Origin of the sequence: Actinomadura sp. SCN-SB, assembly GCF_043906805.1 — a bacterium.
Lineage (GTDB): Bacteria > Actinomycetota > Actinomycetes > Streptosporangiales > Streptosporangiaceae > Spirillospora.
Genome location: NZ_JBIMPP010000009.1, coordinates 80,646 through 104,553, shown reverse-complemented (window position 1 = coordinate 104,553; position 23,908 = coordinate 80,646). Strand labels below are relative to the sequence as shown.

At 71.0% G+C, this 23,908-nt stretch carries 21 protein-coding genes; 7 read left to right on the top strand and 14 right to left on the bottom strand.

Annotation, left to right across the window (positions count from 1 at the left end; all coding sequences use genetic code 11):
• The first annotated feature begins 83 nt into the window (after nucleotides 1–83).
• Both ACGWYJ_RS08385 and ACGWYJ_RS08380 read left to right on the top strand, forming a co-directional pair.
• Entirely contained in the window at nucleotides 84–1,010 is a 927-nt protein-coding gene (locus ACGWYJ_RS08385; protein ID WP_395105106.1) for an SDR family oxidoreductase, read from the top strand.
• Between the two features lie 19 nt (nucleotides 1,011–1,029).
• Nucleotides 1,030–1,488, top strand: a complete 459-nt coding sequence (locus ACGWYJ_RS08380; RefSeq protein ID WP_395105105.1) for a MaoC family dehydratase — start codon at nucleotides 1,030–1,032, stop codon at nucleotides 1,486–1,488.
• A gap of 118 nt (nucleotides 1,489–1,606) precedes the next feature.
• On the opposite strand, the gene ACGWYJ_RS08375 is transcribed toward ACGWYJ_RS08380, so the two are convergent.
• Genes ACGWYJ_RS08375 through ACGWYJ_RS08360 form a run of 4 tightly spaced genes read right to left on the bottom strand, consistent with a single transcriptional unit; the run spans nucleotide 1,607 to nucleotide 6,825 of the window.
• Nucleotides 1,607–2,851 (bottom strand): cytochrome P450, encoded by a 1,245-nt coding sequence (locus ACGWYJ_RS08375; protein ID WP_395105104.1) that lies wholly within the window; start codon nucleotides 2,849–2,851, stop codon nucleotides 1,607–1,609.
• A gap of 21 nt (nucleotides 2,852–2,872) precedes the next feature.
• Nucleotides 2,873–3,901, bottom strand: coding sequence for an ABC transporter substrate-binding protein (locus ACGWYJ_RS08370; protein ID WP_395105103.1), 1,029 nt, complete (start codon nucleotides 3,899–3,901; stop codon nucleotides 2,873–2,875).
• Between the two features lie 21 nt (nucleotides 3,902–3,922).
• Complete coding sequence (locus ACGWYJ_RS08365; protein WP_395105102.1) at nucleotides 3,923–5,674, bottom strand: ABC transporter permease; 1,752 nt, start codon at nucleotides 5,672–5,674, stop codon at nucleotides 3,923–3,925.
• A complete protein-coding gene (locus ACGWYJ_RS08360) occupies nucleotides 5,671–6,825 on the bottom strand; it encodes an ABC transporter ATP-binding protein (protein WP_395105101.1) in 1,155 nt (384 codons plus the stop codon). Before ACGWYJ_RS08360 ends, ACGWYJ_RS08365 begins: the two co-directional genes overlap by 4 nt.
• Nucleotides 6,826–6,907: 82 nt before the next feature.
• Here ACGWYJ_RS08360 and ACGWYJ_RS08355 point away from each other — a divergent pair, with 82 nt between their 5' ends.
• A complete protein-coding gene (locus ACGWYJ_RS08355) occupies nucleotides 6,908–7,846 on the top strand; it encodes a PaaX family transcriptional regulator C-terminal domain-containing protein (RefSeq protein WP_395105100.1) in 939 nt (312 codons plus the stop codon).
• Between the two features lie 101 nt (nucleotides 7,847–7,947).
• On the opposite strand, the gene ACGWYJ_RS08350 is transcribed toward ACGWYJ_RS08355, so the two are convergent.
• The gene (locus tag ACGWYJ_RS08350) at nucleotides 7,948–8,583 is read right to left on the bottom strand and encodes a hypothetical protein (protein ID WP_395105099.1); all 636 of its coding nucleotides are present in this window, start codon (nucleotides 8,581–8,583) and stop codon (nucleotides 7,948–7,950) included.
• Between the two features lie 6 nt (nucleotides 8,584–8,589).
• Complete coding sequence (locus tag ACGWYJ_RS08345; RefSeq protein ID WP_395105098.1) at nucleotides 8,590–9,867, bottom strand: ArsB/NhaD family transporter; 1,278 nt, start codon at nucleotides 9,865–9,867, stop codon at nucleotides 8,590–8,592.
• Between the two features lie 133 nt (nucleotides 9,868–10,000).
• On the opposite strand from ACGWYJ_RS08345, the gene ACGWYJ_RS08340 reads away from it, so the two are divergent.
• Nucleotides 10,001–10,465: a CBS domain-containing protein gene (locus ACGWYJ_RS08340; protein WP_395105097.1), complete on the top strand. Its 465-nt coding sequence runs from the start codon at nucleotides 10,001–10,003 to the stop codon at nucleotides 10,463–10,465.
• Between the two features lie 87 nt (nucleotides 10,466–10,552).
• On the opposite strand, the gene ACGWYJ_RS08335 is transcribed toward ACGWYJ_RS08340, so the two are convergent.
• On the bottom strand, nucleotides 10,553–12,205 hold the full coding sequence (locus tag ACGWYJ_RS08335) for an ABC transporter permease (RefSeq protein ID WP_395105096.1): 1,653 nt from the start codon (nucleotides 12,203–12,205) through the stop codon (nucleotides 10,553–10,555).
• Nucleotides 12,205–13,170: an ABC transporter ATP-binding protein gene (locus tag ACGWYJ_RS08330; protein ID WP_395105095.1), complete on the bottom strand. Its 966-nt coding sequence runs from the start codon at nucleotides 13,168–13,170 to the stop codon at nucleotides 12,205–12,207. The genes ACGWYJ_RS08335 and ACGWYJ_RS08330 overlap by 1 nt, the downstream gene beginning before the upstream one ends.
• 993 nt (nucleotides 13,171–14,163) lie before the next feature.
• On the opposite strand from ACGWYJ_RS08330, the gene ACGWYJ_RS08325 reads away from it, so the two are divergent.
• Complete coding sequence (locus tag ACGWYJ_RS08325; protein ID WP_395105094.1) at nucleotides 14,164–15,699, top strand: hypothetical protein; 1,536 nt, start codon at nucleotides 14,164–14,166, stop codon at nucleotides 15,697–15,699.
• Nucleotides 15,696–17,120 (top strand): amidase, encoded by a 1,425-nt coding sequence (locus tag ACGWYJ_RS08320; RefSeq protein WP_395105093.1) that lies wholly within the window; start codon nucleotides 15,696–15,698, stop codon nucleotides 17,118–17,120. The genes ACGWYJ_RS08325 and ACGWYJ_RS08320 overlap by 4 nt, the downstream gene beginning before the upstream one ends.
• A 69-nt stretch (nucleotides 17,121–17,189) precedes the next feature.
• Here ACGWYJ_RS08320 and ACGWYJ_RS08315 read toward each other — a convergent pair whose 3' ends face one another.
• Complete coding sequence (locus tag ACGWYJ_RS08315) at nucleotides 17,190–17,645, bottom strand: heme-binding protein (protein WP_395105092.1); 456 nt, start codon at nucleotides 17,643–17,645, stop codon at nucleotides 17,190–17,192.
• A gap of 248 nt (nucleotides 17,646–17,893) precedes the next feature.
• Here ACGWYJ_RS08315 and ACGWYJ_RS08310 point away from each other — a divergent pair, with 248 nt between their 5' ends.
• A complete protein-coding gene (locus ACGWYJ_RS08310; protein WP_395105091.1) occupies nucleotides 17,894–19,618 on the top strand; it encodes a helix-turn-helix domain-containing protein in 1,725 nt (574 codons plus the stop codon).
• A 2-nt stretch (nucleotides 19,619–19,620) separates the two neighbouring features.
• On the opposite strand, the gene ACGWYJ_RS08305 is transcribed toward ACGWYJ_RS08310, so the two are convergent.
• The 5 genes from ACGWYJ_RS08305 to ACGWYJ_RS08285 form a co-directional block, all read right to left on the bottom strand.
• Nucleotides 19,621–20,991 carry an MFS transporter gene (locus ACGWYJ_RS08305; RefSeq protein WP_395105090.1) on the bottom strand — a complete coding sequence of 457 codons (1,371 nt, stop codon included), beginning with the start codon at nucleotides 20,989–20,991 and terminating at the stop codon, nucleotides 19,621–19,623.
• The gene (locus ACGWYJ_RS08300; protein ID WP_395105089.1) at nucleotides 20,981–21,361 is read right to left on the bottom strand and encodes a Rieske (2Fe-2S) protein; all 381 of its coding nucleotides are present in this window, start codon (nucleotides 21,359–21,361) and stop codon (nucleotides 20,981–20,983) included. The genes ACGWYJ_RS08305 and ACGWYJ_RS08300 overlap by 11 nt, the downstream gene beginning before the upstream one ends.
• A gap of 12 nt (nucleotides 21,362–21,373) precedes the next feature.
• Nucleotides 21,374–22,591 carry an NAD(P)/FAD-dependent oxidoreductase gene (locus ACGWYJ_RS08295; protein ID WP_395105088.1) on the bottom strand — a complete coding sequence of 406 codons (1,218 nt, stop codon included), beginning with the start codon at nucleotides 22,589–22,591 and terminating at the stop codon, nucleotides 21,374–21,376.
• A complete protein-coding gene (locus ACGWYJ_RS08290; protein ID WP_395105087.1) occupies nucleotides 22,588–22,947 on the bottom strand; it encodes a Rieske (2Fe-2S) protein in 360 nt (119 codons plus the stop codon). The genes ACGWYJ_RS08295 and ACGWYJ_RS08290 overlap by 4 nt, the downstream gene beginning before the upstream one ends.
• A gap of 96 nt (nucleotides 22,948–23,043) precedes the next feature.
• Nucleotides 23,044–23,763: a TenA family transcriptional regulator gene (locus tag ACGWYJ_RS08285; protein WP_395105086.1), complete on the bottom strand. Its 720-nt coding sequence runs from the start codon at nucleotides 23,761–23,763 to the stop codon at nucleotides 23,044–23,046.
• Nucleotides 23,764–23,908 lie beyond the last annotated feature (145 nt).

The following is a 23,908-nucleotide window of genomic DNA, read 5'->3' as shown; positions in this document are numbered from 1 at the left end:
AATGATGTCATTATTCATGACGATCGACATGAATAATGATAGCCAGCCGCCGTGACCAGTGGGTCGCGCATGAAGGGACGACCATGGACCTGTCCGGACGAGTGGCACTGGTCACCGGAGGCGGCCGCGGCCTGGGCCGCGCCTACGCCGCCGCGCTGGCCGCGGCGGGCGCCTCCGTGATCCTCAACGACGCGGACGGCGAGGCGGCCGCCAGGGCCGTCGAGGAGATCGGCGCGGCGGGCGGGAAGGCCACCGCCGCGGTCGGCGCCGTCGGATCGGCCCAGGTCGCCGAGCGGCTGGTGGCCACCTCCGTCGAGACGTACGGGGCACTGGACATCCTGGTCGCGAACGCCGGGATCCTCCGCGACAAGGTGCTGTGGAAGATGACCGACGACGACTTCGACGCCGTCATCGACACGCATCTGCGCGGCACCTTCACCTGCGCCCGCGCGGCCGTGGTCCACATGCGCGAGCGCGGCGAGGGCGGCCGGCTGATCCTCGTCGGCTCACCGGCGGGGCAGCGGGGCAACTTCGGGCAGACCAACTACGCGGCCGCGAAGGCGGGCATCGCCGCCATGGCCCGCACCTGGTCGATGGAATGCGCCAAGGCCGGCATCACCGTCAACGCCATCATCCCGGTGGCGGCGACGCCGATGACCGAGACGATCCCCGCCTTCGCCCCGCACATCCAGGCATGGCGCGAAACCGGGCAGAGCTTCCCCGCCTGGCTCCGCAAGGGAGAAGGCTTCGGCACGCCCGAGGACGCCGCGGGCCTGGTGGTGTTCCTCGCGTCCGCGGAAGCCGCCGGCGTCACCGGCCAGTGCGTGGGGATCGGCGGCGACCGGCTGTCCCTGTGGTCGCATCCCCGGGAGATCGCGAGCGCCTATCGCGACGGCGGCTGGGACGCCGACGCCATCGCGGCCTGCTGGCACAACGGCGTGGGCCGCGAGCCCCAGAGCGTGGGCATCCCGGCCCCCACCGACCCCGGCCGGACCGTCAAGAGCCCGTGAACCCGCGAAGGAGACACCCATGGCGATCACCGTCAACGGCATCGACGAACTGAAGGCCAAGCAGGGCGAGGACCTCGGGCACAGCGCATGGATCGAGGTGAGCCAGGACCGGGTGAACACCTTCGCCGACGCCACAGGTGACCACCAGTGGATCCACGTCGACGTGGAACGCGCCAAGGCCGGCCCGTTCAAAGGCACGATCGCGCACGGCTACCTGACCCTGTCCCTGCTCATCCCGATGTGGAGCGAGCTCCTCCGCATCGAGGGCATCGGCATGGCGGTCAACTACGGCCTCAACAAGGTACGTTTCCCCGCTCCCGTACCGGCCGGTTCCAAGGTCCGCCTCGCCGCCACCATCAAGGAGATCACCGACGTCGCCGGCGGCGGAGTACAGGCCGTGGTCGACGCCACGATCGAATGCGACGCGACCGACAAGCCCGTCTGCGTCGCTCAGGTCGTCTACCGCTACTACCCCTGACCGGCCCTAAGCCCTCTACACTTGACCGGCCCTGAGCCTCCCTCATGGGGGAGGGCTCAGGGCCGGTCTGCGCCTTCCGCCGTGAATCAGCCGCGGCACGGCGATCCCGTGGCGCCTCTCAGAGGGCGATGAACTCAAGTGGCACGTAGTTGGTTCCCCACTCGGCCCACTTGGCCATGCCCGGGTCTCCGGTCAGATCGAACGCGCTGCGCGCCAGGGCCTCCTCCAGGGTGATCCGGAACATCATCCGTGCCAGCGGCGCCCCGGGGCAGGAGTGCGTGCCACGCCCGAAGCTGATGTGGTCGGCGATGTTGGGCCGGTGAAGCACGAACTCGTCCGGCTCGTCGAAGACGCGGGGGTCACGGTTGGCGGCGGTGTAGACGAGCGCGATGGGGTCGTCGGCCTTGATCGGCTGTCCGCCCACGACGGTGTCCCGCCGTGCCGTGCGGGCCATCCCGCGGTAGGGGTTGTAGAGACGGAGGAACTCCTCCACGGCCGCGGGGATGTCCTCGCGGTGACTCCGGAGATGTTCTTGCAGCGCCCGGTCCCGGCTCAGGTGCACGAACATGTTCCCGATGAACACGCTCGGCGCCACCATGCCGGTCACGATCAGCTGGCGCACGCAGCCGAGGACCATGTCGCCCGGCAGCCCCGCGCCGTCGTGCCGGGCTTCGAGAAGGGCCATGGTCAGGTCTTCGTCGGGGTCGTACCCGCCCTCCAGGCGTTCGTCGATGATGTCCTGGGCGATCTCGTACAGACGGCGGCTGAGCCGCTTCACCGTGTCGTGGTCGAGGACCTGGATGGCGTCGACGTAGACACCGCTGACCTTCTTGATCTCGATGCTGGTGCTCACCGAGAGGTTGAAGAACTCGGCGAACACGTGCGCCGGGAGTTGCTGGGCGTACTCCCGGGCGACGTCGGCGCTTCCCCGGGCGATGAGGGGCTCCAGGAGCTCCACGACACAACGGCGTACCGCGGGCTCCAGCCGGCGCATCCGGGGCGGGGTGAAGAACCGGTTGATGACGCGCCGATAGCCGGTGTGCTCGGGCGGGTCGAGGTGGAGCGGTGGCCGCACGCCGGTGAAGGCGAACTTCGGGATGGCGTTCTGCTTGGTCGTCGTGAACCGATCGATGTCGGTGATGACCTCCAGCAGCTCGTGGTAGCCGAGCATCGCCCAGAATCCGCCGAAGTCCTGACAGCGGGCGACCGGGTGTTCGGCCCGGAGGTCACGGAACACCTGATGGGCGCTGTCGAAACCCTCAGGCGGCTGGGAGTCGAAGTCGTGGGCCTGGCGGCGGGACTCGGCCGCGGCCGAGTCCTCACCGTCGGGTCGCGTGCCGGAGGTGGTGCGATCGTGCTGCACGTCTACCTTTCGTTGGTGGAATCAGCGCAGGCCGAGCAGGGTCTTCAGCTCCGCGGGAGTACTGAGTTCGATCTCGCTGACACGGGTGAACCCCTTCATCGCGCCGGGATCGAAGGGCGAGATCTGCTTCGCCGTCTTGTTGAGGTCGAGGTTGCCCTGCTTGCTCATGAGGTAGGAGGCGAGCAGCCTGGCACCGGAGGGGTTCGGCGAGTTGGTGGCGAGGCCGAGGCCGATCTCGGGCCCGGTCGTCGGGCTCGGCGCCACCAGATCGACCGGGGCGCCTCGCTTCTTGAGCGCGGCGACGACCGGGTCCACACCCGGGAACCCGAGGTCGGCCTCGCCCGCGGCGACGGCCTGGGTCCCGGGCACGGCGCCACCGGACACCTTCGGGCTGTTGGCGGCGATCTGCCGGAGGAACCCGTCGCCGTACGTCTGGCGCATGAGGCTCCAGAAGGCGACATCGGCCGGTGACGAGTCCGGCTCGGCCAGCAGGACCTTGCCCTTGAACTTCGGATCCGCGTAGGTCTTCCAGTCCGTGGGCGCCCGGTCCACCGCGTCGGTGTTGTAGACGAGCTTGGTCGGCACGAACGACACGATGGGCGTCGCCCCGTCGTGCGCGTAGTCCTTCTTCGGCAGCTCATCGGCCATGGGGGGCAGGTCGACGTCGGCGAACGAGGTGATCCAGCCCTTCTTCAACGCGTCGTCGTAGAACGGCGAGTCCGTCAGCATGATGAGGTCGGCCGCGTTCTTCCCGCTGGACGCCTCCGTCGAGAACCGCTGCGAGAGGTCGCCGGAGACGAGCCGGACGCTCTCCACCTTGACGCCGTAGCGGGCCTCGAAGGCGGAGGCGATCTTGCGCAGCGCCGACTCCTCGATCATTCCGTACAGGGTGACCTTGCCGGCGGCCTTGGCCTCGGCGACGAGCTTCTTGGTCTCCGCGTCCAGGTTGGTGGCGGGCTTGACGTCGGACGAGCCGGAGCCGGATCCGCAGCCGCCGGCCGTGAGCGACAGGGCCGCTGCGGCCGCCAAGGCCGCGAGAATCTTCTTCATTGCGTTCCTTCCGGGGTGGGATCAGCGCGTCTTGGCCACACCGATGCGCTTGGAAAGCCAGAGGACGACCACGAGGATCACGCCGGTGACGACCACCAGCGCCGAGGAGAGAGCCGCCAGGGTGGCGTAGGAGCCACCGTTGAAGACCTCCAGGATGCGGAAGCCCACGACGACGTTGCCGGTGCCCGAGAGGATCGCCGAGGCGGTGAGGTCGCCGACGATCCGGACGAAGAGCAACGCGAACCCGCCGACGAGCCCGGGCAGCATGAGCGGCAGATCGATCCTGCGGAACGCCTTCCACCGCCCGCCGCCGCTGACCCGGGACGCCTCGCCGAGTTCCTTCCCGATCGTGGCCACGGCCGCGTCGGCGGCGATGGACGCCTGCGGCAGGTACAGCGCCAGATATCCGAGCAGCAGGATGAGCCACGTGCCGCCGAGGTCGAAGGGCTCGCCGGCGAGCAACAGCAGGATGCCGACGGCGATCACCATGTGCGAGATCGACGCCGGAAGCTTGATCGCGGCGTCCATGCCCTGGACCATCCGGTTGGCGCGCCGGGCCGCGACATAGAGGGAGACGATCGCCGCCACCAGGATGCCGGCGACACCGCCCACCAGTCCCAGCGTCATCGAGTTGACGAACGCCTCCTGGGTCTTGGGGTCCTCGAACAACGCGACGCGGAAGGCGTCGAAATTCAGCGAGGTCCACTGGATGTTCGACGTCCAGTACCCGTTGAGGGAGACCACGAAGAGCCCGACCATCGGCAGGACGGTCGTCACGAGCACATAGAGCAGGACTCCGGAGCGGACGAGGTGCCGCCACCTGCCCAGGTCCGTGACGGTGTGCTGGTCGGCCCGGCCGCTGATGGCGGCGAACCGGGACTTCTTCAGGATGCGGTACTGCGTGTAGTACGCGGCCCCGACGAACAGCACCACGATGACGCTGAGGCCGATCGCGACGTCCTCGTTCGGGGGGTAGCTGAAGGTGAGCAGCTTGACGATGCGCACGGGGATCATGTCGATGCCGGCCGGCGTCCCGATGATCTGGGCTATCGAGAACATCCCGAAGCCGAACCATGTGCTGAGCAGGAATCCGGCGCCCAGCGCGGGGGCGAGGGCCGGCAGCGTCACCCTGCGCAGCGTCTTGAAGGCACCGGCGCCGCTCACCCGGGACGCCTGTTCCAGGTTGCCGTCCAAGCCCTGCATCGCCGCGGACACGGTCATGTAGACGTAGGGGACGGCGTACACGGTGTAGACGAAGATCAACCCGTACCAGCTGTTGATGTCGAACGGCCCGGTCTCCAGGTGGACGCCCACCGCGCCGAGACCGTCCCGGGCCCAGGCGTTGAGCAGCCCGGCCTTCTCCGAGAGCAGCATCGTCCAGCCCACCGCTCCCGCGATCGGCGGGAGCAGGAAGGGGAGGTACGGGAAGACCCCGTTGAGGAATCCGAGCCGCGCGTTGGTCCGGGTGTTGGCCCATGCCAGCAGAGAGCCGACCAGCACGGCGAGCACGCTGCTGCCCAGCACCACCACCAGCGTGTCGAAGAGGAGCTCGCCGAGGTCGTCGACCGCCAGTGTCTTCGAGATCGCCTCGAACGTGAGGTGACCGTCCTTGTAGAACATGCGGACGAGCACCCGCAGCAACGGGAAGCAGACCAGGACGAGAAGCACTCCGGCCACAACGAGGGCGACGAGGTCGAAGCTGGTCGGGAGCCGACGGCCGGCGCGACGCCGCCGCGCGTCGGCGGGAGGGGCGATGCCGGTGGTCGTGGTCACGCCGATACCTCGGCGCCGGTCGGGTAGACCATCACTTCTTCCTCCGGGATGCCGATCCAGACGTCGTCCCCCTCCTGGAAGTCGACGTTCCGGCCGCTGACCCAGACCCGCGACCTGACGTCACCGGAGCGGACCAGGTACTCGGTGTGGGTCCCGAGATAGAGGACCGCCACGACCCTGCCTTCCAGGCCGTTGCCGGAGGTGGGCCGCTCACGGTGGAGCGAGCAGTGCTCGGGGCGCCACAGCAGGCACGCCGGCGAGATCCCCCGCTTGGTCGCGCGGACGGCGCCGAGGGCCGTGGTGTACGAGCCGGAGGCTTCGTCCCACGTACCGGACAGCTCGTTGGTGTTCCCGATGAACTTGGCGACGTACTCGGTCGCGGGCCGTGCGTACACCTCGGTCGGCGTCCCGATCTGCTGGACCCGGCCCTGGTCGAGGACGGCGATCCGCGTCGCCAGCTCCATCGCCTCGCCCTGGTCGTGCGTCACGAACAGGGCGGTGAACCCGAGGCGGCGTTGCGTCGCCAGCAGCTCGGTCCGGAGTTGCTCGCGGACCTTCGCGTCGACGTTGGACAGCGGCTCGTCGAACAGGACGACGTCCGAGTCGTTCACCAGCGCGCGGGCGAGCGCCACCCGCTGCTGCTGACCGCCGCTGAGCTGGGCGGGGTACTGCTCGCCCAGCCCGCCCATGCCGACCAGCTCCAGCGTCCGCTGGACCTTGGCCGCCATCTCCTTGCGCGACATCCGCCGGCCCCGGCGGTTCTCCAGCGGGTAGCGCACGTTGCGCGCCGCCGTCATGTGCGGCCACAGGGCGTAGGACTGGAACACCATGCTCAGCCCGCGGCGCTCGGCGGGCATGTCGACTTTCTCCGCGGCGTCGAAGACCACCCGGCCGCCGACACTGATCCGGCCGCTCTCCGGGGTCTCCAGGCCGGCCACCGACCGCAGCAGGGTCGTCTTCCCGCAGCCGCTCGGTCCGAGCAGCACGACGATCTCACCGGGCTCGACGAGGAGTTCCACCTCGTCGATGGCGGGCACCACGGTGCCGTCCCGACGGCGGAAGCGCTTCGACAGGGCCCGGATCTCGACGGCGTGCTCCCCCGGCCGCGCCGGGACGTCCGAACCGTGTTCGCGAGCGGTTGTTGCCTGCATCACAGCATTGTGTTGCGTAATCAAGTCGGTCGTCAACAGTTCGCGATACTTTAACCGGGAGGGGGTTGAGAGGATGCGGAGCATGTGGCCCGACCTTGAGAGCCTGCGCTGCGTGGTGGTGGAAGGTCCGCGGGGGCGCCAGTTGCTGATCACGCTGATGGCCGACTACTGGCTCGCGCAGGACGCGGTGGTGCCCTCCGGCGCGGTCGTCGAGCTCATGAGCGACATGGGCGTGAGCCCGTCGGGAACACGGACGCTCTTGAGCCGGCTCACCCGCGAGGGACGGCTGCGGTCGGTGAAGGAGGGCCGCCGCACCTTCTACGCCCTGTCGGAGCAAGCCTTCACGCGACTGTCCTCCGGTTTCGAGACGATCCGGCACTTCGGCCTCGACGAGGTGCAGGACCCCGATTCGCCGTGGCTGATCCTGATGTTCTCCGTTCCCGAGGAGCAGCGGGCCGTGCGCCGGCAGCTCCGCAAGAGCCTGTCCTGGCTGGGCTTCTCGCCGCTGTACGACGGAGTGTGGATCACTCCTCGTCCCGTGGGACGGCAGGCCATCGAGATGTGCCGCAAGCTCGGCGTGGAATCCGCGAGCATCGCCACCGGTTCGATCGAGGCGATCGGGCGTGGCTACGGACGGCCTACGGACGCATGGGACCTGACGTTGACCCAGGGGCTGTACGAAGCGTTCATCCAGCATCTCGCCTCGCCTCTCAAGCGGCTGGCCGACGGTGAGATGACCGGGGGCGAGGCACTTCGCCTCCGCACCGAGGTCATGAACATCTGGCGCGGCTTCCCCGCGTTCGACCCGGGCCTGCCCGAACGCGAACTCCCGGCGGGATGGCCCCGGGAGGCGGCCCGCGCCGCCTTCACCGGGCTTTACGACGGAGCCGCGAAGCTCGCGGGCGACCACGTGCGCGAGGTGGTCGCCCGCCATTCCCCCGCCCATGTCGACCTTGTCGTCGAGCGCCTGATCGCCCCGGGGACCGGGCGCCCCGGCGTCCGACAGGCCGGACAGGACTGAACAGCTTGATCATCTCGGCGGCTCGCCTGTGAGCGCGGTGATGAGACGGTCTGGTGGTCGTGGCCCCCGCGCCTGCCGGGGCGGTCTCTCGGCCGGGGGCGTTAGAAGGGGTGTTCGCCGGTTTCGGCTGCGGTGGTGAGGGTGTCGGCGAGTTCTGGGGCGGGGGCGTGGTGGTTGACGGGCAGGCAGGTGGTGACGTCGGATCGGGGCTGGGCCAGCAGCCGCTGGAACAGGGCCGCCTGCTGGGGGGTGTCCGGGTGGGGATGGGCGATCGCCAGGACGTCACCGAACCGCAGGCCGTGGCCGGGCTCGTCATGCCGGTCACTCGTCTGGGGGGTGTAGAGGGTCTTGACGGCGTCGGCGACGCCGCGTTGCACGGGTTTGGGCACTTTGCCGTGAACGGTGATCCAGTAGCCCAGCAGCGCGCCGGGCTCGGCCGGGTGCCGCAGCACCAGGCCGATGATCCTGCGGTTGCCGCCCTGGGCGCCCGAGGCGAGCCGGGCGTGCACCAGCTCGGCCGCGGCGACGATGGCCGCCGGGCCCAAGACCTCGTGGCCCCGTAGCCAGGCGATGCAGCGCAGCAGCCAGATCTGGTCGCCGGCGGACAGCCGGCCGACAAGGCCGGCGAGCCGGCGGTCCGCCGGGTCGTACCAGTTGACGCCGGTCGCGGCGCCTTCACCGAGCAATCGCAGCAGCGCCTTCTTGGCCTGGTCGTCGCTGGTATCGGGAGAGGCCATGGTGGCTCACAGGTAGCGCAGCCACAAGTAGGGGGCGGTCAGGGCGATGGTGATGACGGTGACCACCAGGCCATAGCGGGTGAAGGTCCAGAAACTGATGGGGTGCCCGTTGCGGGCGGCGATGCCCAGCACGACGACGTTGGCCGAGGCGCCGATGGCGGTGGCGTTGCCACCCAGGTCGGCGCCGAACGCCAGCGCCCACCACAGCACCTGCCCATCGGGCCCGGCCTGACCGGCCAGGTCGCTGACGATGGGGCTCATGGTGGCCACATAGGGGATGTTGTCGACGATGGCCGACAGGCCCGCCGAGGCCCAAAGGAGCAGCATGCTCGCCGCTCCCAGTCGGCCCTCGGTGGCATCGGCGGCGGCCTTGGACACCTCGCCGATGACACCGGTCTCGACCAGGCTGCCGACCATCACGAACAGTCCGGCGAAGAACACCAGTGTCGGCCACTCCACCTCCTCCAGCGCCTGGTGGGTGGTGACCTTGGTGGCGGCCACCAGCAGCCCGGCGCCCAGCAGCGCCACCACCGACGGCTCGTAGTGCAGCACCGGGTGCAACACGAACCCGGCCACCACCAGCCCCAGCACCAGAAGGCTCTGGATCAGCAGGCGCCGGTCGGTGATGGCCTCCCGCTCCCGCAGCTGCATCACCTCGGCGACCCGGTCCGGGTCATAGGTGAACGCGCCGCGGAACAGCCACCGGCACAGCAGGCAGAACACCACCATCAGCACGATGACCATCGGTGCCATGTGGACGAGGAAGTCGTTGAACGACAGGTCGGCACGGCTGGCGATGATGATGTTGGGCGGGTCCCCGACCAAGGTGGCCGCGCCTCCGATGTTGGAGGCCATCACCTCGGCCAGCAGGTACGGCACGACCTTGAGACCGAGCCGCTCGCAGACCAGGAAGGTGACCGGCGCGATCAGCAGCACGGTGGTGACGTTGTCCAGCAGCGCCGAGGCCACCGCTGTGATCACTACCAGCATCACCATGAGCCGGTACGGGCGGCCGCGCGAGCGTTTGGCCGCCCAGATCGCCACGTACTCGAACACCCCGGTCTGCCGCAGCACCGAGACGATCACCATCATGCCCAGCAGCAGGAAGACGACGTTCCAGTCGACGCCGGTGTCCTCGGAGAAGAACGCCTTCTCGGCATCGGTGACATGCAGAAGCAGCATCAACGCCGCCCCGCCCAGCGCCACCTTCGTGCGATGGATCTTCTCGGTCGCGATCAGTACGTAAGCGGCAATGAAAACAACGACCGCGGCAACGGCATGCACCCGGCGGGCCCCCTGGTCCAGACAGCGCGAACAAACCCGACTACGCCGCCGACCAGGCTTCCCGGCTCACCTTGACAGCACCCTAACGTGTGGCACCGTACCGGTCACCGTCTGGACGGGATAACGTCGGATCGTGCTCGCCCATCAACTGGCTCAAGAGTTCCCCATCATCGGCATGGACAGCGACGCCCTTGAGGCGGCTCGCCTGATGGTGCGGCGGCGGCTGCCGGGCCTGATCGTGGTGGACTCCGATCAGCACCCGGTCGCCGTCCTGCCCGGGTCGCAGATCCTGCGGTTCGTCGTGCCTCGGTACGTCCAAGACGACCCCGCCCTCGCGCATGTGTACGACGAACGGCACGCCGATCAGCTGTGCGCCAAGCTCACCGGCCGCCGGGTCAAGGACCTCCTGCCCGATCATCCCCGCGAACTACCGGTGGTCGACGCCGATGCCACCGCCATGGAGATCGCCGCGCTCATGGCCGCCGCCCACAGCCCCCTGGTCGCGGTCGTGACGTCCAAGGGCGGCACCGGCAACCCGCCGATGATCGGCGCGATCACCGTGGCGGACCTGCTGGCCAAGCTCCTGCCATCGGCCTGACCGTTCGGAGCGGCAGAGCGGCGCAACGCCATCTCGGAACGGACCACCGAAGGCCCGGACCGGCGAAGCGACGCGAGCCGGGTGGCCTCAGCGCACGGTCAGGTCCCGGCGGTGGAATCCGGCGAGACCCGCGGCGATGAGGACGGCGCTGATCGCTGTCAGGATGAGCAGCGGGGCCCAGCTCGGCTCGTCGCCCGGAAGCCGCGGTACATGCCCGAACGGGGAGAGGTCGTTCATCCAGTCCGGGAATCGCAGCAGGCCGCCGAACGTGGTGACGACCACGGCGTACACCACCACCGACCACGCCAGCCCGATCGCCCGGGGAGCCAGGCCGAACAGTGCGATCACCACACCGGCCACGACCCAGGTGGCGGGCGCGTACAGCAGGGCGGCTCCCGCCATCCTGACCGTGAGCCCAGGGTCATCGACGGTGAACGAGGCGACGAATCCGGTGACCACCCCGGTGAGCAGCAGGACCACCACGCTGCCGCCCAAGACGACGGCCAGGTGGCAGGCGAGCCAGCGCGTGCGGGACAGGGCGGTGGCCAGCAGCGGTTCGGCACGCCCCGAGGTCTCCTCGGTACGCGGCTTGAGCAGGCCGAGGACCACGTAGACCCCGACGACGGTCGCCATCATCATCACGATCACGCTGAGGAACCGCTCGGTGAGGTCGCCGCCGGGGAGGGTCGCCACCCATTCCCGCATGGCCTCGTTGTCGCCGATCGCCTCCTCCACATCGCCGGCGAACGCGCCGTAGGAGCCGCCGAGCACGGCCATCGACACGGCCCACCAGAACAGGTTCGCGCGGTGCAGCCGCAACGCGGACCCGAGCGCGGTACCGAGAAACCCCTCGGCGGTGCGCGGGCCGGATCGCGACGACATCAGGCCGGCCCCCACGTCACGCCGCCCGGTCACCACGAACGCCGCGGCGAGCAGGATGACCGTCACCGCCGGGGCCAGGAGCAGCGGCCACCACCGATCGTCGACGTAGACCTTGGTGACCTGCGCCCAGCCGATCGGCGACAGCCAGGACAGCGCGCCCGCGGTCATGTCACCGGCCGCGCGCAGCATGTAGGCGACGCCGATCGCCGCGCCCGCCATGCCGGCCGCGCCACGGCCGTATTCCGTCACCTGGGCGGTGAGGGCCGCGACCGCGGTGAAGACCAGTCCCACGGCGGTCAGGGAGGCGCCGAAGAGCAGCGAACTCTTCCAGGTGATGCTCTCGATACCGCTGCCGCCCAGGAAGAGCGTCATCAGCAGCCCCAGCGCGACGTTGGCGCCGCCCACCACGATCAGAGCCGCGGTGAGGGGGGCGTGCCTGCCGACCACGCCGGCACGGACCAGCTCGGCCCGTCCGGCCTCCTCCTCGGTCCTGGTGTGCCGGGTGAACAGGAGCACGCTCATCAGCGCCACGAAGATCGCTACGAAGCCGAGGATCTCGTTGGCCAGCATGGCGCCGTAGGTGTAGTCATCCAGCCCGTGGCCGGGACCGCTGAAGGCGATGCCGGCGGGGCTGTCCACCAGGTCGGCCCGGGACTGCCGGCCCGCGGGCGTGTCGTAGGTGGTCACCAGGTTGGACGCCGTGCCCACGGTGCCCAGGGTCAGCGCGAACAGCCAGACCGGTATGCGGATCCTGTCGCGGCGGAGCATGAAACGCACCAGCGTCCCGGTGCCGGTCAGTGTGCTCCCGCCGCCCCGGCCACGGGCCGCCACGGTGGGAGCGTCGGTGACGGCGGTCATCAAGAGACCTCCCCGTCCCGCGCGGAGGCGCGGTCGGTCTCCGGCCCGGCCGGTACGCCGTTGTCGGCCAGTTCATCGCCGTAGTGCCGCAGGAACAGCTGCTCCAGCGTGGGCGGCTGGCTGATCAGCGCGCGCAGGCCGAACTCGGCCAGCCGCGGGATGACGATGCCGATGTACTCGCCGTCGATGTCGAACCGTACCTGCCGGTCGCCGCCGTGAACGTTGTGGACCCCGGGCAGTTCGCCCAGCCCGGTGACGGGACGCTCGGTCTCGGCCTCGATCGTCGTGCGGGTCAGGTGCCGCATCTCACTGAGCGCGCCGCTCTCGACGACCTTGCCCTGACGGACGATGCTCACCCGATCGCACAGTCTCTCGACCTGAGCGAGGATGTGGCTGGACAGCAGCACCGTGCGCCCTTCCGCCTTGGCCTCGGCGATGCACTCCTGGAAGACCGCCTCCATCAGCGGGTCCAGGCCGGCGGTGGGCTCGTCCAGGATCAGCAGCTCGGCGTCGGAGGCCAGCGCGGCCACCAGGGCCACCTTCCGCCGGTTGCCCTTGGAGTAGGCACGTCCCTTCTTGGAGGTGTCCAGGTCGAACCGGTCGCACAGCCGCTCACGGCGTGCCCTGTCGAGCCCGCCCCGAAGCCGCGCCAGCAGATCGATCGCCTGCCCACCGGTGAGGTTGGGCCACAGGTCGACATCGCCGGGTACGTAGGCGACACGGCGATGCAGCCGCACCGCGTCCCTCCAGGGGTCGCCGCCGAACAGCCGGACCTCGCCCGCGTCGGCTCGCAGCAGGGCCAGCAGGATCCGGATGGTGGTGGACTTTCCGGCGCCGTTGGGGCCGAGGAAGCCGTGCACCTCTCCGGTACGGACGCACAGGTCGAGCCCGTCCAGTGCGCGGGTGGAGCCGAAGGTCTTGACCAGTCCGGACACTTCGATGGGGTGGGTGATCGTTCTGGACATGAGAACGCCTTGGGGGTGTGTGGCGGGTCGGTGAACGCCACCGCCGTCCAGTCCACGCCGCGACGAGGCGAGCGTGCGGGCGAAGAACGGCGGCATGCCGGAACACGGCAGCGTCGGCTGTCATCACCGAGGCGTGCCGTCCCGGAGGGAACTCTGCGGAGACCGTGCCGTGGTAGCAGGGCCGGTGGCCTCGCGGCCGGAAGGAATCAGGCAGGCGGGTCGGAGTCGCCCTTGCGGGCGGCGGCGTCCGATGTCGGGATACGCCGCTCCCGTTGCGACCCGGGACCGTCGATGGTGAGCGGGCCGGCTCCTGTCACGCCACGCGCGGCGAACTCGCACGACCGCACGTCGTTCGCCGGTGACCCATCGCCTCCCACGCCCACCACGGTACGATACAAGTGTTCAACAAACAATATGCTTGTATGACCAGGCGTTGGCCGCGCCACGCCACTACCCCGAACCCCGTGCACCTACAGGGCCTTCACGTGCCCGGTGCCGCCGATGACGTCAACATCGTCACCGAATCCGGCGCACCCGCGGATACCCCGGCATCGGCAACAACGGAATCTTCGCGTCCTGGGCCGAACCGTCTCCGGCCGGGCCCGGCGGCATCGACCAGGCGGACCACCGGGAGATACACCGGACGTAGCGCCATGAGCACTGACAGTGCCGCGCATTCTTGGGTCTCGTGGCCGGGCGACCAGACGATCGGGTTCTTCGAGAGCCTCTGCCGGAACCTGGGCGCTCCAGCCGTCCGGGCCGCCTAGGCCGGCTCCGGGGCGTGGTCGAGCACGCGCGGGACGCGCATCGGCACAATGCACAATTCACGGGGCTGCTTTTGTGCGTTTTTCTTATGGTCGCCGGATAATGTGATCCGCGAGAGTCACCGCACCACAGTAATTCCGTCCGGCCCCGTCAAAACCCAACGTAACACGCCCGCAACTCGGCTTTGACCGTGCCCCGGCCTCCTCCCCCACTTGGACAGGTGAAGCCTTGTCAGCAGCACACTGGATCTATCTCCTGGGACTCGCCGCGATCATCGCCACGGTGGTCGCGAAGCGGAACGTCGTCGCCATCGCCGTGGCCGCCACCTTCGTCACCGCCACCGCCTACGCCGGCAGCGCCGTCACGGGGCTGGCCGCGATCTTCACCGGCGCGATCGTCGCCACCCGCGAACTGCTGTCCATCTTCGTCATCATCGCGCTGGTCACCGCCATGCTGGGGGCGATGCGGGGGCTCGGCGCGGACGTCCTGATGATCCGTCCGCTGCGGGGGCTGTTCCGCAACGGGCACATCTCGTACGTCGTGCTGGCGGTGGTGACGTTCCTGCTGTCGCTGTCGTTCTGGCCGACGCCCGTGCTGCCGCTGATCGCCGCGATCCTGCTGCCCGCCGCCGTGCGGTCGGGGCTGGCCCCGTTCGGCGCCGCCCTGGCCATCGCGATCACCGGGCAGGGCATGGCGCTCGGCTCGGACTACATCATGGGCGTGGCGCCGGGCCTGTCCGCCGAGGGCGCGGACGTCGCGGCCGGGGCGATCGCCGACCGGGCGCTGGTCATCTCGCTGATCGCGGGAGTGGTCGCGCTGGCCGTCGCCTACCTGCGGGACGTGCGCACGAAGATGCTCGATCCGATCGCCTCCGCCGCCATCACCCTGCCGGTCTCCGAGACCACGGCCGCCGGAGGCGCCGCGGGTACGGGGACCGCGTCCGAGAACACCGTGTCCGGGACGGCCGCGGCGACGGGCGACGGCGGCGGGGGCGGCGGGACCGCCACGCTGACCAGGCCGGACGTGGCGTCCGGGGACGACGGACCCGCGCGCCCGTCCAAGGCCGCGCGGACGGTCGCGATCGCCGTGCCGGCGCTGTTCGCGGTCCTGCTGGTGTTCATGCTGCTGGGACGGTTCACCTCGCTGGTGCCGAACATCGACGACGGCGCGGGGGCGCCGCTGGTCGGCGGCACGTCCGCGCTGGCGCTGGTGGTGATCGCGATCATCGCGAACCGGAAGGGCTGGCTGGAGGAGGTCGGCTCGCACTTCACCGAGGGCATCGCCTTCGCGTTCCGGACGATGGGCGTGGTGATCCCGATCGCCGGCTTCGTCTACGTGGGCCTGTCGGACTACTCCGGCGAGATCCTCGGCCTGCCGGAGGACGCCAAGGCGCCCGCCTTCCTGCTGGACGCGATCGCGCACGTGCAGCCGCACATCCCGGACGTCCCGCTGGTCGCCTCGTTCGCCATGCTGCTGGTCGGGATGGTGATCGGCCTGGACGGCAACGGCTGGCCCGGGCTGCCGTTCACCGGTCAGCTCGCGAGCTCGCTGAGCGACGGCTCGGGCGCCGACACCGCGACCCTGGCCGCGATCGCGCAGAACGGTGCCAGCTGGACGGGCGGCGGCACGCTGGTCATCTGGTCCTCGCTGATCGTGGTCGCCGGGCTCACCGGGGTGTCGGTGGTCGACCTGGCCAGGCGGCTGTTCGTCCCGGTGGTGACCGGGCTGGTGGTGGCGACCGCGATCGTGTCGGTGATCCCGTGAGGGACGGCGCCGCGGGCCGCACCGTGATCGAGACGGCGGAGCTGGTCAGGGCCGGGAGGCTGGGCGCCCGCGAGGCCGTCCGGGAGGCCCTGGCCAGGATCGCCGAGCTGGACCCCGGGCTGAACGCGTTCGTCCATGTGGACGCGGAGGGCGCGCTCGCCCGGGCGCGCGAGATCGACGAGCGGGTGGCCCGGGGCGAGGACCCCGGGCCGCTGGCCGGTGTCCCCCTCGGGGTGAAGGAGTTGCACGCCGTCGCGGGCTGGCCGTTCGCGATGGGCAGCACGCTGCACGCCGGGCGGATCGCCGATCACACGTCCACGCTGGTCGCGCGGGCCGTCGCGGCCGGGGCCGTCCCGGTCGGGGTGACCGCGTCACCGGAGTTCGGGCGCGCGTCGTTCACCGCGTCCGCGCTGCACGGCGTCACCCGCAACCCGTGGAACCGGGACCTGACGCCCGGCGGTTCCAGCGGTGGCTCGGCCGCCGCCGTGGCCGCCGGGATGGTCCCGGTCGCGACGGGCACGGACGGGGCCGGTTCGCTGCGCATCCCCGCCTCGTACTGCGGGCTCGTCGGGTTCAAGGGGACGTTCGGGCGCGTCCCCCGAGGCCCTCGCCATTGGGGAACGGCCGACAACGACCATTACGGCGTCCTCACGAGAACGGTGGCCGACACCGCTCGCGTCCTCGACTGCGTGTGCGGCACGGACGACTACGACCGGGCCTCGCTGCCCGCGCCCCCGGAACCGTTCGAGGCGTCGCTGAGTCGCGTCGAACTGGCCGGGTTGCGCGTGGCGTGGACGCCCGACCTGGGCAACGCGCCCTGCGATCCCGAGGTGGCCGCCGTGGTCGAGGCGGCGGCGGGGAAGCTCATCGCGGAGACGGGCATGCGTCGCGTGGCGGCGGAGGTGCGGGTGGACGGCGCGTGCGGTGCCGCGTACCGGACGCTGTCCGTCCCGGACGTGCACGCCGAACTACGCGCGGCCCCGCCCGGCAAGCTGGCGGACGTCCATCCGACGGTGCGCGGCTACGGGGACGCGGCGGCGGCTCTCAGCGCTGACGCGCTGGTGGACGCGCACCGGACACGGAACCGGCTCGTCGCGACCCTGGCCGAGGCGTTCGGGCGCTTCGACCTGCTGCTGACCCCGGCGACCCAGGTGCCCGCGTTCCCCGCCGAGGGCCCGATGCCGACCGAGATCGCGGGCCGTCCGGTGGACCATTGGGGCGCGCTGGCGGTCACGTTCCCGTTCAACCTGTCCGGGCATCCGGCGGTCTCGGTCCCGGCGGGCTGGGCCGGCGGCGCCCCGGTCGGCCTGCAGATCGTCGGCCGCCGCCACGAGGACGCGCTCGTCCTGGCCGCGGCCGCGGCCTCGGAGCGCGTTCTGGCCACGGCCGCGGCGCCGTCCTCGGTGGCACCGCGACGCTGACCCGCGGCGTGTTGGCCTTCCCGGCAGCACGCCCGGAGGGGCCGGACACGCCGCGGCCCGGCGTGGTCCTCAGGTGGTGGCGGCCTTGGGGGCGATCTTCTCCTCGAACGCCTTCAGCGCGGCCGCGCCCACGGCCTTGTCCTGCTCGCCGTTGCCGCCGCTGACGCCGACGGCCCCGATGACCTGGCCCTCGTACACGATCGGGAAGCCGCCCACGAAGATCGCGAACTTGCCGGGATGCATCTGGTTGATCCCGAACGCCTCGTTGCCGGGCAGCGCGGGACCGTTCGGGGGCTCGTTGAACTTGTGCGTGTCGCGCTGGTGACCGGCGGCGGTGAACGCCTTGGCGATCGCGATCTCGACGCCGGTGAGCCGCGCCCCGGTCATCCGGTGCAGCGCGATCGGGTGCGCGCCGTCGTCGGCGATGCAGATCGTCTCCGCGACCCCGATCCGCTTCGCCTCGGCCTCGGCGGCCTCCAGCAGGACCAGGGCGTCCTCCAGGGTCAGCCGATGAACGGTCTGCATCCGTCCTCCATCCATTCTTCCTCTGCGCACCGACAATTGCCGGACCCGGCGCCGTTTCGCCGCCGTTTCCTTTTTGTTTCCACTGTTGCCCGGCATTTATTTGTGCCGCATTATGGGAGGGCGATGAAAAGGGATGCGCCTCCATCACCGCGCCCCGCCGTCGGGCGGCCACGGCAGCAAGTCTCCGCGACTTCGGTCAAATCGGACTATGTACACTCTGCCGAACCACCGGGATGGGATGTGGGCACATGGCACAAACCGACCACGCCGACGGGGCGGGCGACGGGCGGATCACGGTAGAGGCGCTGCTGGCCGAGCCGCTGCTGCGGGGCGGGCTGGTGGCGGGCGAGAGCGGCCTGCACCGCACGGTGTCCTGGTGCCTGCCGCTGTCGGAGACCCGCCGGTACGCCGAGGACGCCGGCACCCCCGACCTCGGCGGCATCGCCATCCATCTGCCCGCGCCGATGCTGGCGGCGGCGGACGACGCGGGCGCCCTGATCGGTGAGCTGTGGCGGCGCGGGGCGGCGGCGGTGCTGGCCTGGCAGCAGCCGGGCATCCGGTGCGACCTCCAGGCCGCCGCCCGCACCGCCGACCGGGTCGGGCTGCCGCTGCTGTCGCTGCGCGAGGAGGCCGACTACCGGGCGGTGAGCCGCCTGGTCGGGCAGAAGGCGCTGGCGCAGGCGTCGCACGTCCTGGAGTACGGCGCGCGCGTGCACCGGACGCTGGGGGACGTGCTGTCGCAGGGCGCCGGCGTCCCGGCCATGGCGCGGGCGATCGCCAACATGGCCCGCTGCCCGGTGCTCATCCTGGACGACGACGGCGAGCGCCTGGCCTGCGAGCAACCCCATTGCGACGAACCGTTCGACCCCGATCCGCTCCTCGCGGTGCTCCCGCCGGACGTGACCGGGGAGGACGGCCGTCCCGCCGAACTCGACCTGCGTCCCGACCCGGACGCCGACCCGGTGCGGGTGCTGGTGACGCCGATCGTGTTCGGCGGCGACCCGTACGGGCGGCTGGTGCTGGTGGAACGGTCCTGGCCGCCGGACGCCCACGACCTCGCCCAGCACCGCGTGATCGCCGAGCACGGCGCCACGCTGACCGGCTCGGAGATGCTGCGCCAGCACTCCGTCCGGGTCGCCGAGGAGCGGGCGCGCGGCGACTTCGTCGAGGCGCTGGTGCACGGCCGGTTCGCCGACCCCTACGAGCTGGGCGCCCGGGCCCGGCACCACGGCTTCGACGTCAGCGGGCACTACGCGGTGCACGTGGTCTCGGCGTCGGACCTGCTGCCGGTCGGGCGCGACTACATGCGCCGCAAGGTCGCCGCCATCCGGATCGCGCAGGCGATGGAGCCGGACGGCACCACCCTGACGGCGGCGATCGGCTCCAACATCGTGGTGATCCGGCAGTTGGCCGCGTCCGGTGAACCCCTGGAGGGACGGCAGGAGGCGGGCCGGTTCGCGCAGCGGCTGCGGCGCCGGCTGGTGCCCGCGCTGGGCGAGGACGTGCGGGTCACGCACGGACGTCCAGGACAGGGCGCGGCAGGCGTCGCGACCAGCTACTACGAGGCGCGGCTGGCGATGGGGCTGGCCTGGCAGACCGGCGCGGAGAACGTCTGCGGCTACGACGACCTGCGGGTGTTCGCGGCGCTGAAGGAGGTCGCGGGCAGCGCGGAGGCACGGGCGTTCGCGGCCGAGACCCTCACCCCGCTGCGGCAGGCGGGCGGCGGGGACCTCGAACCGATCGTGCTGGCCTACATCAAGGCGGCCGGGAACCTGAACGCGGCGGCCCGGTCACTGAACCTGCACCGCAACACGATGCTCTACAAGCTGGACCGGGCGTCGCGGGCGCTCCGCATGGACATCCGCGCGGCCGAGACGCAGTTCATGTTCTGGCTGGCGCACCACATCGAGACGCTCAGCTCGGTGACGCAGAACCTGGCGGACGAGCTGACCCCGCCCGCCCGGCGGCGCTGAGGCTAGGCGGGGTCGGCTCCAGCGAAGGAGCCGAGGAGGCCCAGGGCGGCGATCGCCGCGCAGCCCGCGAAGACGACGCCGTAGCCGAGGCCCTGGTCGAGAACGGCCGCGACCCACGCCGCGCCGAGGGCCGAGCCGCCGAAGCGCAGCAGGTTGAACAGGCCGAGGCCCGCGCCGTACCGGCCCGCGCGGGAACGGGTCGCGCCGTTGGCGGCCGGGGTCTGGACCAGCGCCACGCCCGTCCCGGTGACGAGCAGCGCCACCAGCAGGAGCGGCACGCCGTACAGAGTCGTGAGGACCGCGCCGACGAGCGCCTGGCCTCCGACCAGGAGGACGAGGCCGGTGCGCAGGACGGGGCGCGCGCCCAGGCGTCCCAGCAGGATCCCCACGACCGGGGCCAGGAGGGACATCGCCAGGGGCAGGCAGAGGAGCAGGAAGCCGGCGGTCATCGTCGGCACGTCCCGTTCGGTCGTCAGGTACAGCGGGACGCCCAGCAGTGACGCGCCCAGGCAGAACATCTGCGCCAGCACGGTCAGGCAGGAACGCAGGTAGCGGACCTCCAGGAGGAGGCGGGGCGGGAGGAAGGCGTCCTTGCGCCCGCGTTCGGCCAGCAGGAACACCACGCCGGCCAGGACGCCCGCCAGCGCCCCGCCCCAGACGGCCGGGGAGGCCAGGCCCAGCGGGGCCACCGCCGATGCCGCCATCAGGCCGAACCCGGCGGCGAGCGTGAGGGGCACCGCGCCCCGCCATTCGAGCGGGACGGCGCGGGGACGGTCCCGCGGCACCATGCGGAACGCCATGACCGCCGAGGCCAGGCCGAGCGGCAGGATCGGCCAGAACACCGCGCGCCAGCCGAGCGCGGTCGCGAGGGTGCCGCCGACCGTCGGCCCCGCGGCCTGGCCGATGCCGTTCATCGCGGCCCACACGCTCAGCGCCCGTGCCCGTCCCGCCCCCTCGAAGAGCCGCGCGATCAGCGACATCACCGTCGGCAGGATCGCGGCGGTCGCGGCGCCCTGCGCCGCCCGGATCGCGACCAGCGCGGGGAGGCCGTGGGCCAGGGCGGCGGTCGCCGAGGCCAGGCCCAGGAGGACGGTCGCGGCCATGAGGACGCGGCGGTGCCCGTACCGGTCGCCCAGCCAGCCGGAGATCGGCAGCAGCACCGCGAACGTGACGGTGAACCCCACCACGAGCAGGGAGCCCGCCGGGACCGGCACTCCCAGCTCGTCCATGATCATGCTGAGCGGCACGTTGACGATCGTGTTGGCGAGCGTGCCGGTGAAGGTGGCGAGCGAGAGCGGGAGCAGCGCCGTCCAGCGGGCTCCCGGGCTCCCCTTCCGTGGCTCGCCCTCCACGGCGAGGTCGTCAGCGACCACTGCCCGCCCGCCGCCTGCGCGGGCCGGGTGGGCGGGCGCCCGGCGGGATCGCGACCCAGATCCTCCCGTCCTCCTCCTTGATCGGGTAGATCTCGATCGGCTTGGTCGCGGGCGGGGAGAGCGGCTCGCCGTCGGCGTAGTCGAAGACGCTGCCGTGGCAGGAGCACAGCAGGCCGTCCTCGGTGACCCGGCCGGACGACAGCAGGCAGTCCAGGTGCGTGCAGTAGTTCGACATCGCGTGCACCTCGCCCTCGGAGCGGGCCACGGCGATCTCCCACTGGTCGTCGTCCCCGACGAAGAAGCGGCGCACCACGCCCTCGGGCACCTGCCCCGAGCGCGCCACGTACAGGAATTCCAGCTCGTTCTCCACGTTGAGAGCCCCTCAGCCCAGCAGTTCGGTCAGGTCGGCGTCCTCGTCGCGCAGGACGCCCGGGTCGGGGGCCAGCCGCGCGGCGATCAGCTCCCGCGCGACCGCGATCTCACCACCCCGGTCGATGCCGAAGGCGGCCGTCAGCACGCCCCCGGCCAGGTAGTAGGCCACGAAGTCGAAGTCGTCGACCCGGCCGCGCACCACCATCTGATCGGCGCCGGACGGGTGCCCGGTGTACTGGAGGTTCCGTCCGAACTGGTCGGACCAGAACCAGGGGGACGACGCGTGCGCGGCCTTCTTCCCCAGGATGTTCTTGGCGGCGGCCATGCCCTGCGCGTTGGCGTTGTCGAAGTGCTCGGCGCGGACGCGCCGGCCGAAGAGCGGATGGTGGAAGGCCGTGACGTCACCGGCCGCGTAGATCCCCGGCTGGTTCGTGCGGCAGTACTCGTCGACCGCCACGGCGCCGTCGCCGGTGAGCTCGATGGACGCGCCGGCGAGGAACTCGGAGTTGGGCACCATGCCGATGCCGACCAGCACCAGGTCGCCCTCGAAGGTCGTCCCGCCGGACGTGGTGACCAGTGCGGCGTCGCCCGTCTCCCGGTACGACTCGACCTTCTCGCCCGTGCGCAGGTCGACTCCGGCGCTGCGGTGGAGGGCGGCGAGGGCGTCCCCCATCGTCCGGCCGACCGTCGCGGCGAGGGGCTGCGCGGCCTGCTCGATCACGGTGACGGCGGCGCCCAGCTCGCGCGCCGTGGACGCGATCTCCGAGCCGATGAACCCGGCCCCGATGACGATCAGCCGGGTCCCGGGGCGCAGCTCGGCGCGCAGCCGGTCGGCGTCGGCGAGGGTCCGCAGGTACCGGACGCGGGCGCCCTCCACACCGGGCAGGAGGCGCGGCCGTCCGCCCGTCGCGATCAGGACGGCGTCGGCGGTCTCGGACGTCCCGTCGGCGTACTCGACCGCGCGGCCGGCGGGGTTCACACCGGTCACCCGGGTGTTCAGGCGCAGGTCGACGGACGTGTCCTCGCACCACTCCGGGGTGAGCAGGAACAGCTCGTCCCGGTCGTGGTCGCCGACGAGGTACTCCTTGGACAGCGGCGGACGCTGGTACGGGCGCTCGGGCTCGTCCCCGACGATGGTGAGCCGGCCGTCGAAGCCGCGGCGGCGCAGCGTGCGGGCGGCCACGGCGGCGGTCTGCCCGGCCCCCACGACGATGACGGTCTCGATCATGACTGCTCCTCCGTGAGCGCGGGCACGGGCTCGGGCGCGGGGGCCGTTCCCGGGTCCACGTAGACGACGCCGTCCTCGACGCGGACGGGGTAGGTCGGCTGGCACTCGTCGCGGTCCTCGATCTCGCCGGTGGCGGGGTCGATCTTCCACTGGTGCCCCGGGCAGATCACCCGGCCGGCCAGCAGCGTCCCCTTGGTCAGCCGCCGCTGCTTGTGGACGCAGACGTCGTCCAGCGCGTACACGGTCTCGCCGACCAGGAACAGCCCGATGTCCCGTCCCTCCACGGTGACCGCGAGCCGCTTGCGGCGCCGCACGTCCGCGAGGGCGGCGGCCTCCACCCAGTGGTCCGTCGTCATCGCTCTCCCTGTCGTTCCTTCGCGTGCGTTTCGCGGTCGCGGGGCGCCCGGCGGCGGAAGGGGTGCGCGTTCCGCCGCCGGGCGTCGCCGGACGGGTCAGCCCTCGGCGCCGACCAGGTCGGGCTTGACGTAGGTGTCGTAGAGGGCCTGCGTGTAGGAGAACCTCATCTCCGCGCCCCACCGGCACATCTGGAGGCAGCGCTGCTGGAGCTGCGGGGTGTCGGCGTGGTCGAGCACGATCTGGTAGCCGCGCTCGCCGTGCACCACGTCCGAGGTGATGTGCAGGTCGAAGAACTCGATCTCGTCCTCGGTGAACCCGTACACCTCGCGCAGCGGCACGATCTGCTTCTTGTAGATGCTCGGCACCTGCGACTCCAGCCCCACCACCAGCGCGGCGGTGGCGACGACGAAGTGCTCGCGCATCGCGACGGAGTAGCACCACGCCTGGAGGCCGCGGGTGACCGGGTTCATGTTGTTCGGGTCCTCGACGCGCTCCCGGGTGGTGCCGCACGCCTCGGCGAACCGGATGAGGAGGTCGGTGTGCCGGATGTCGGCCAGTTCCTCCTCGTACATGTTCTGCAGCGTGAAGTCCTTGGCCCCGGTGAACTCGTCGGGGATGTTGGCGTAGACGTAGGCCAGGTAGTCCGCGAACGGGCCCACGTAGTGGTAGTGGTTCTCCGCCCAGCGGGCGAAGTGCTCGCGCTTCAGCTCACCGTCCGCCCAGGCGCGGCTGAACGAGGCGTTCTTCGCCTCCCGGCCCTTGATGGCATTCTGGAGTTCCGCGCGAAATTCTTCCTTGGTCAGCAGTTCCGCCATTTCAAGGCTCCTTTCTCGGCCTTTCTCCGCAGTGTCACGCTAGGTTGAGGCGGCGCGCGCCCGCCATGGCCGGAACGCACACGGAGACGGGATCGCCATGTGCACTGTGCACCGTCCCGACCAGGGGGTTCAGCGGCCGTTCAGC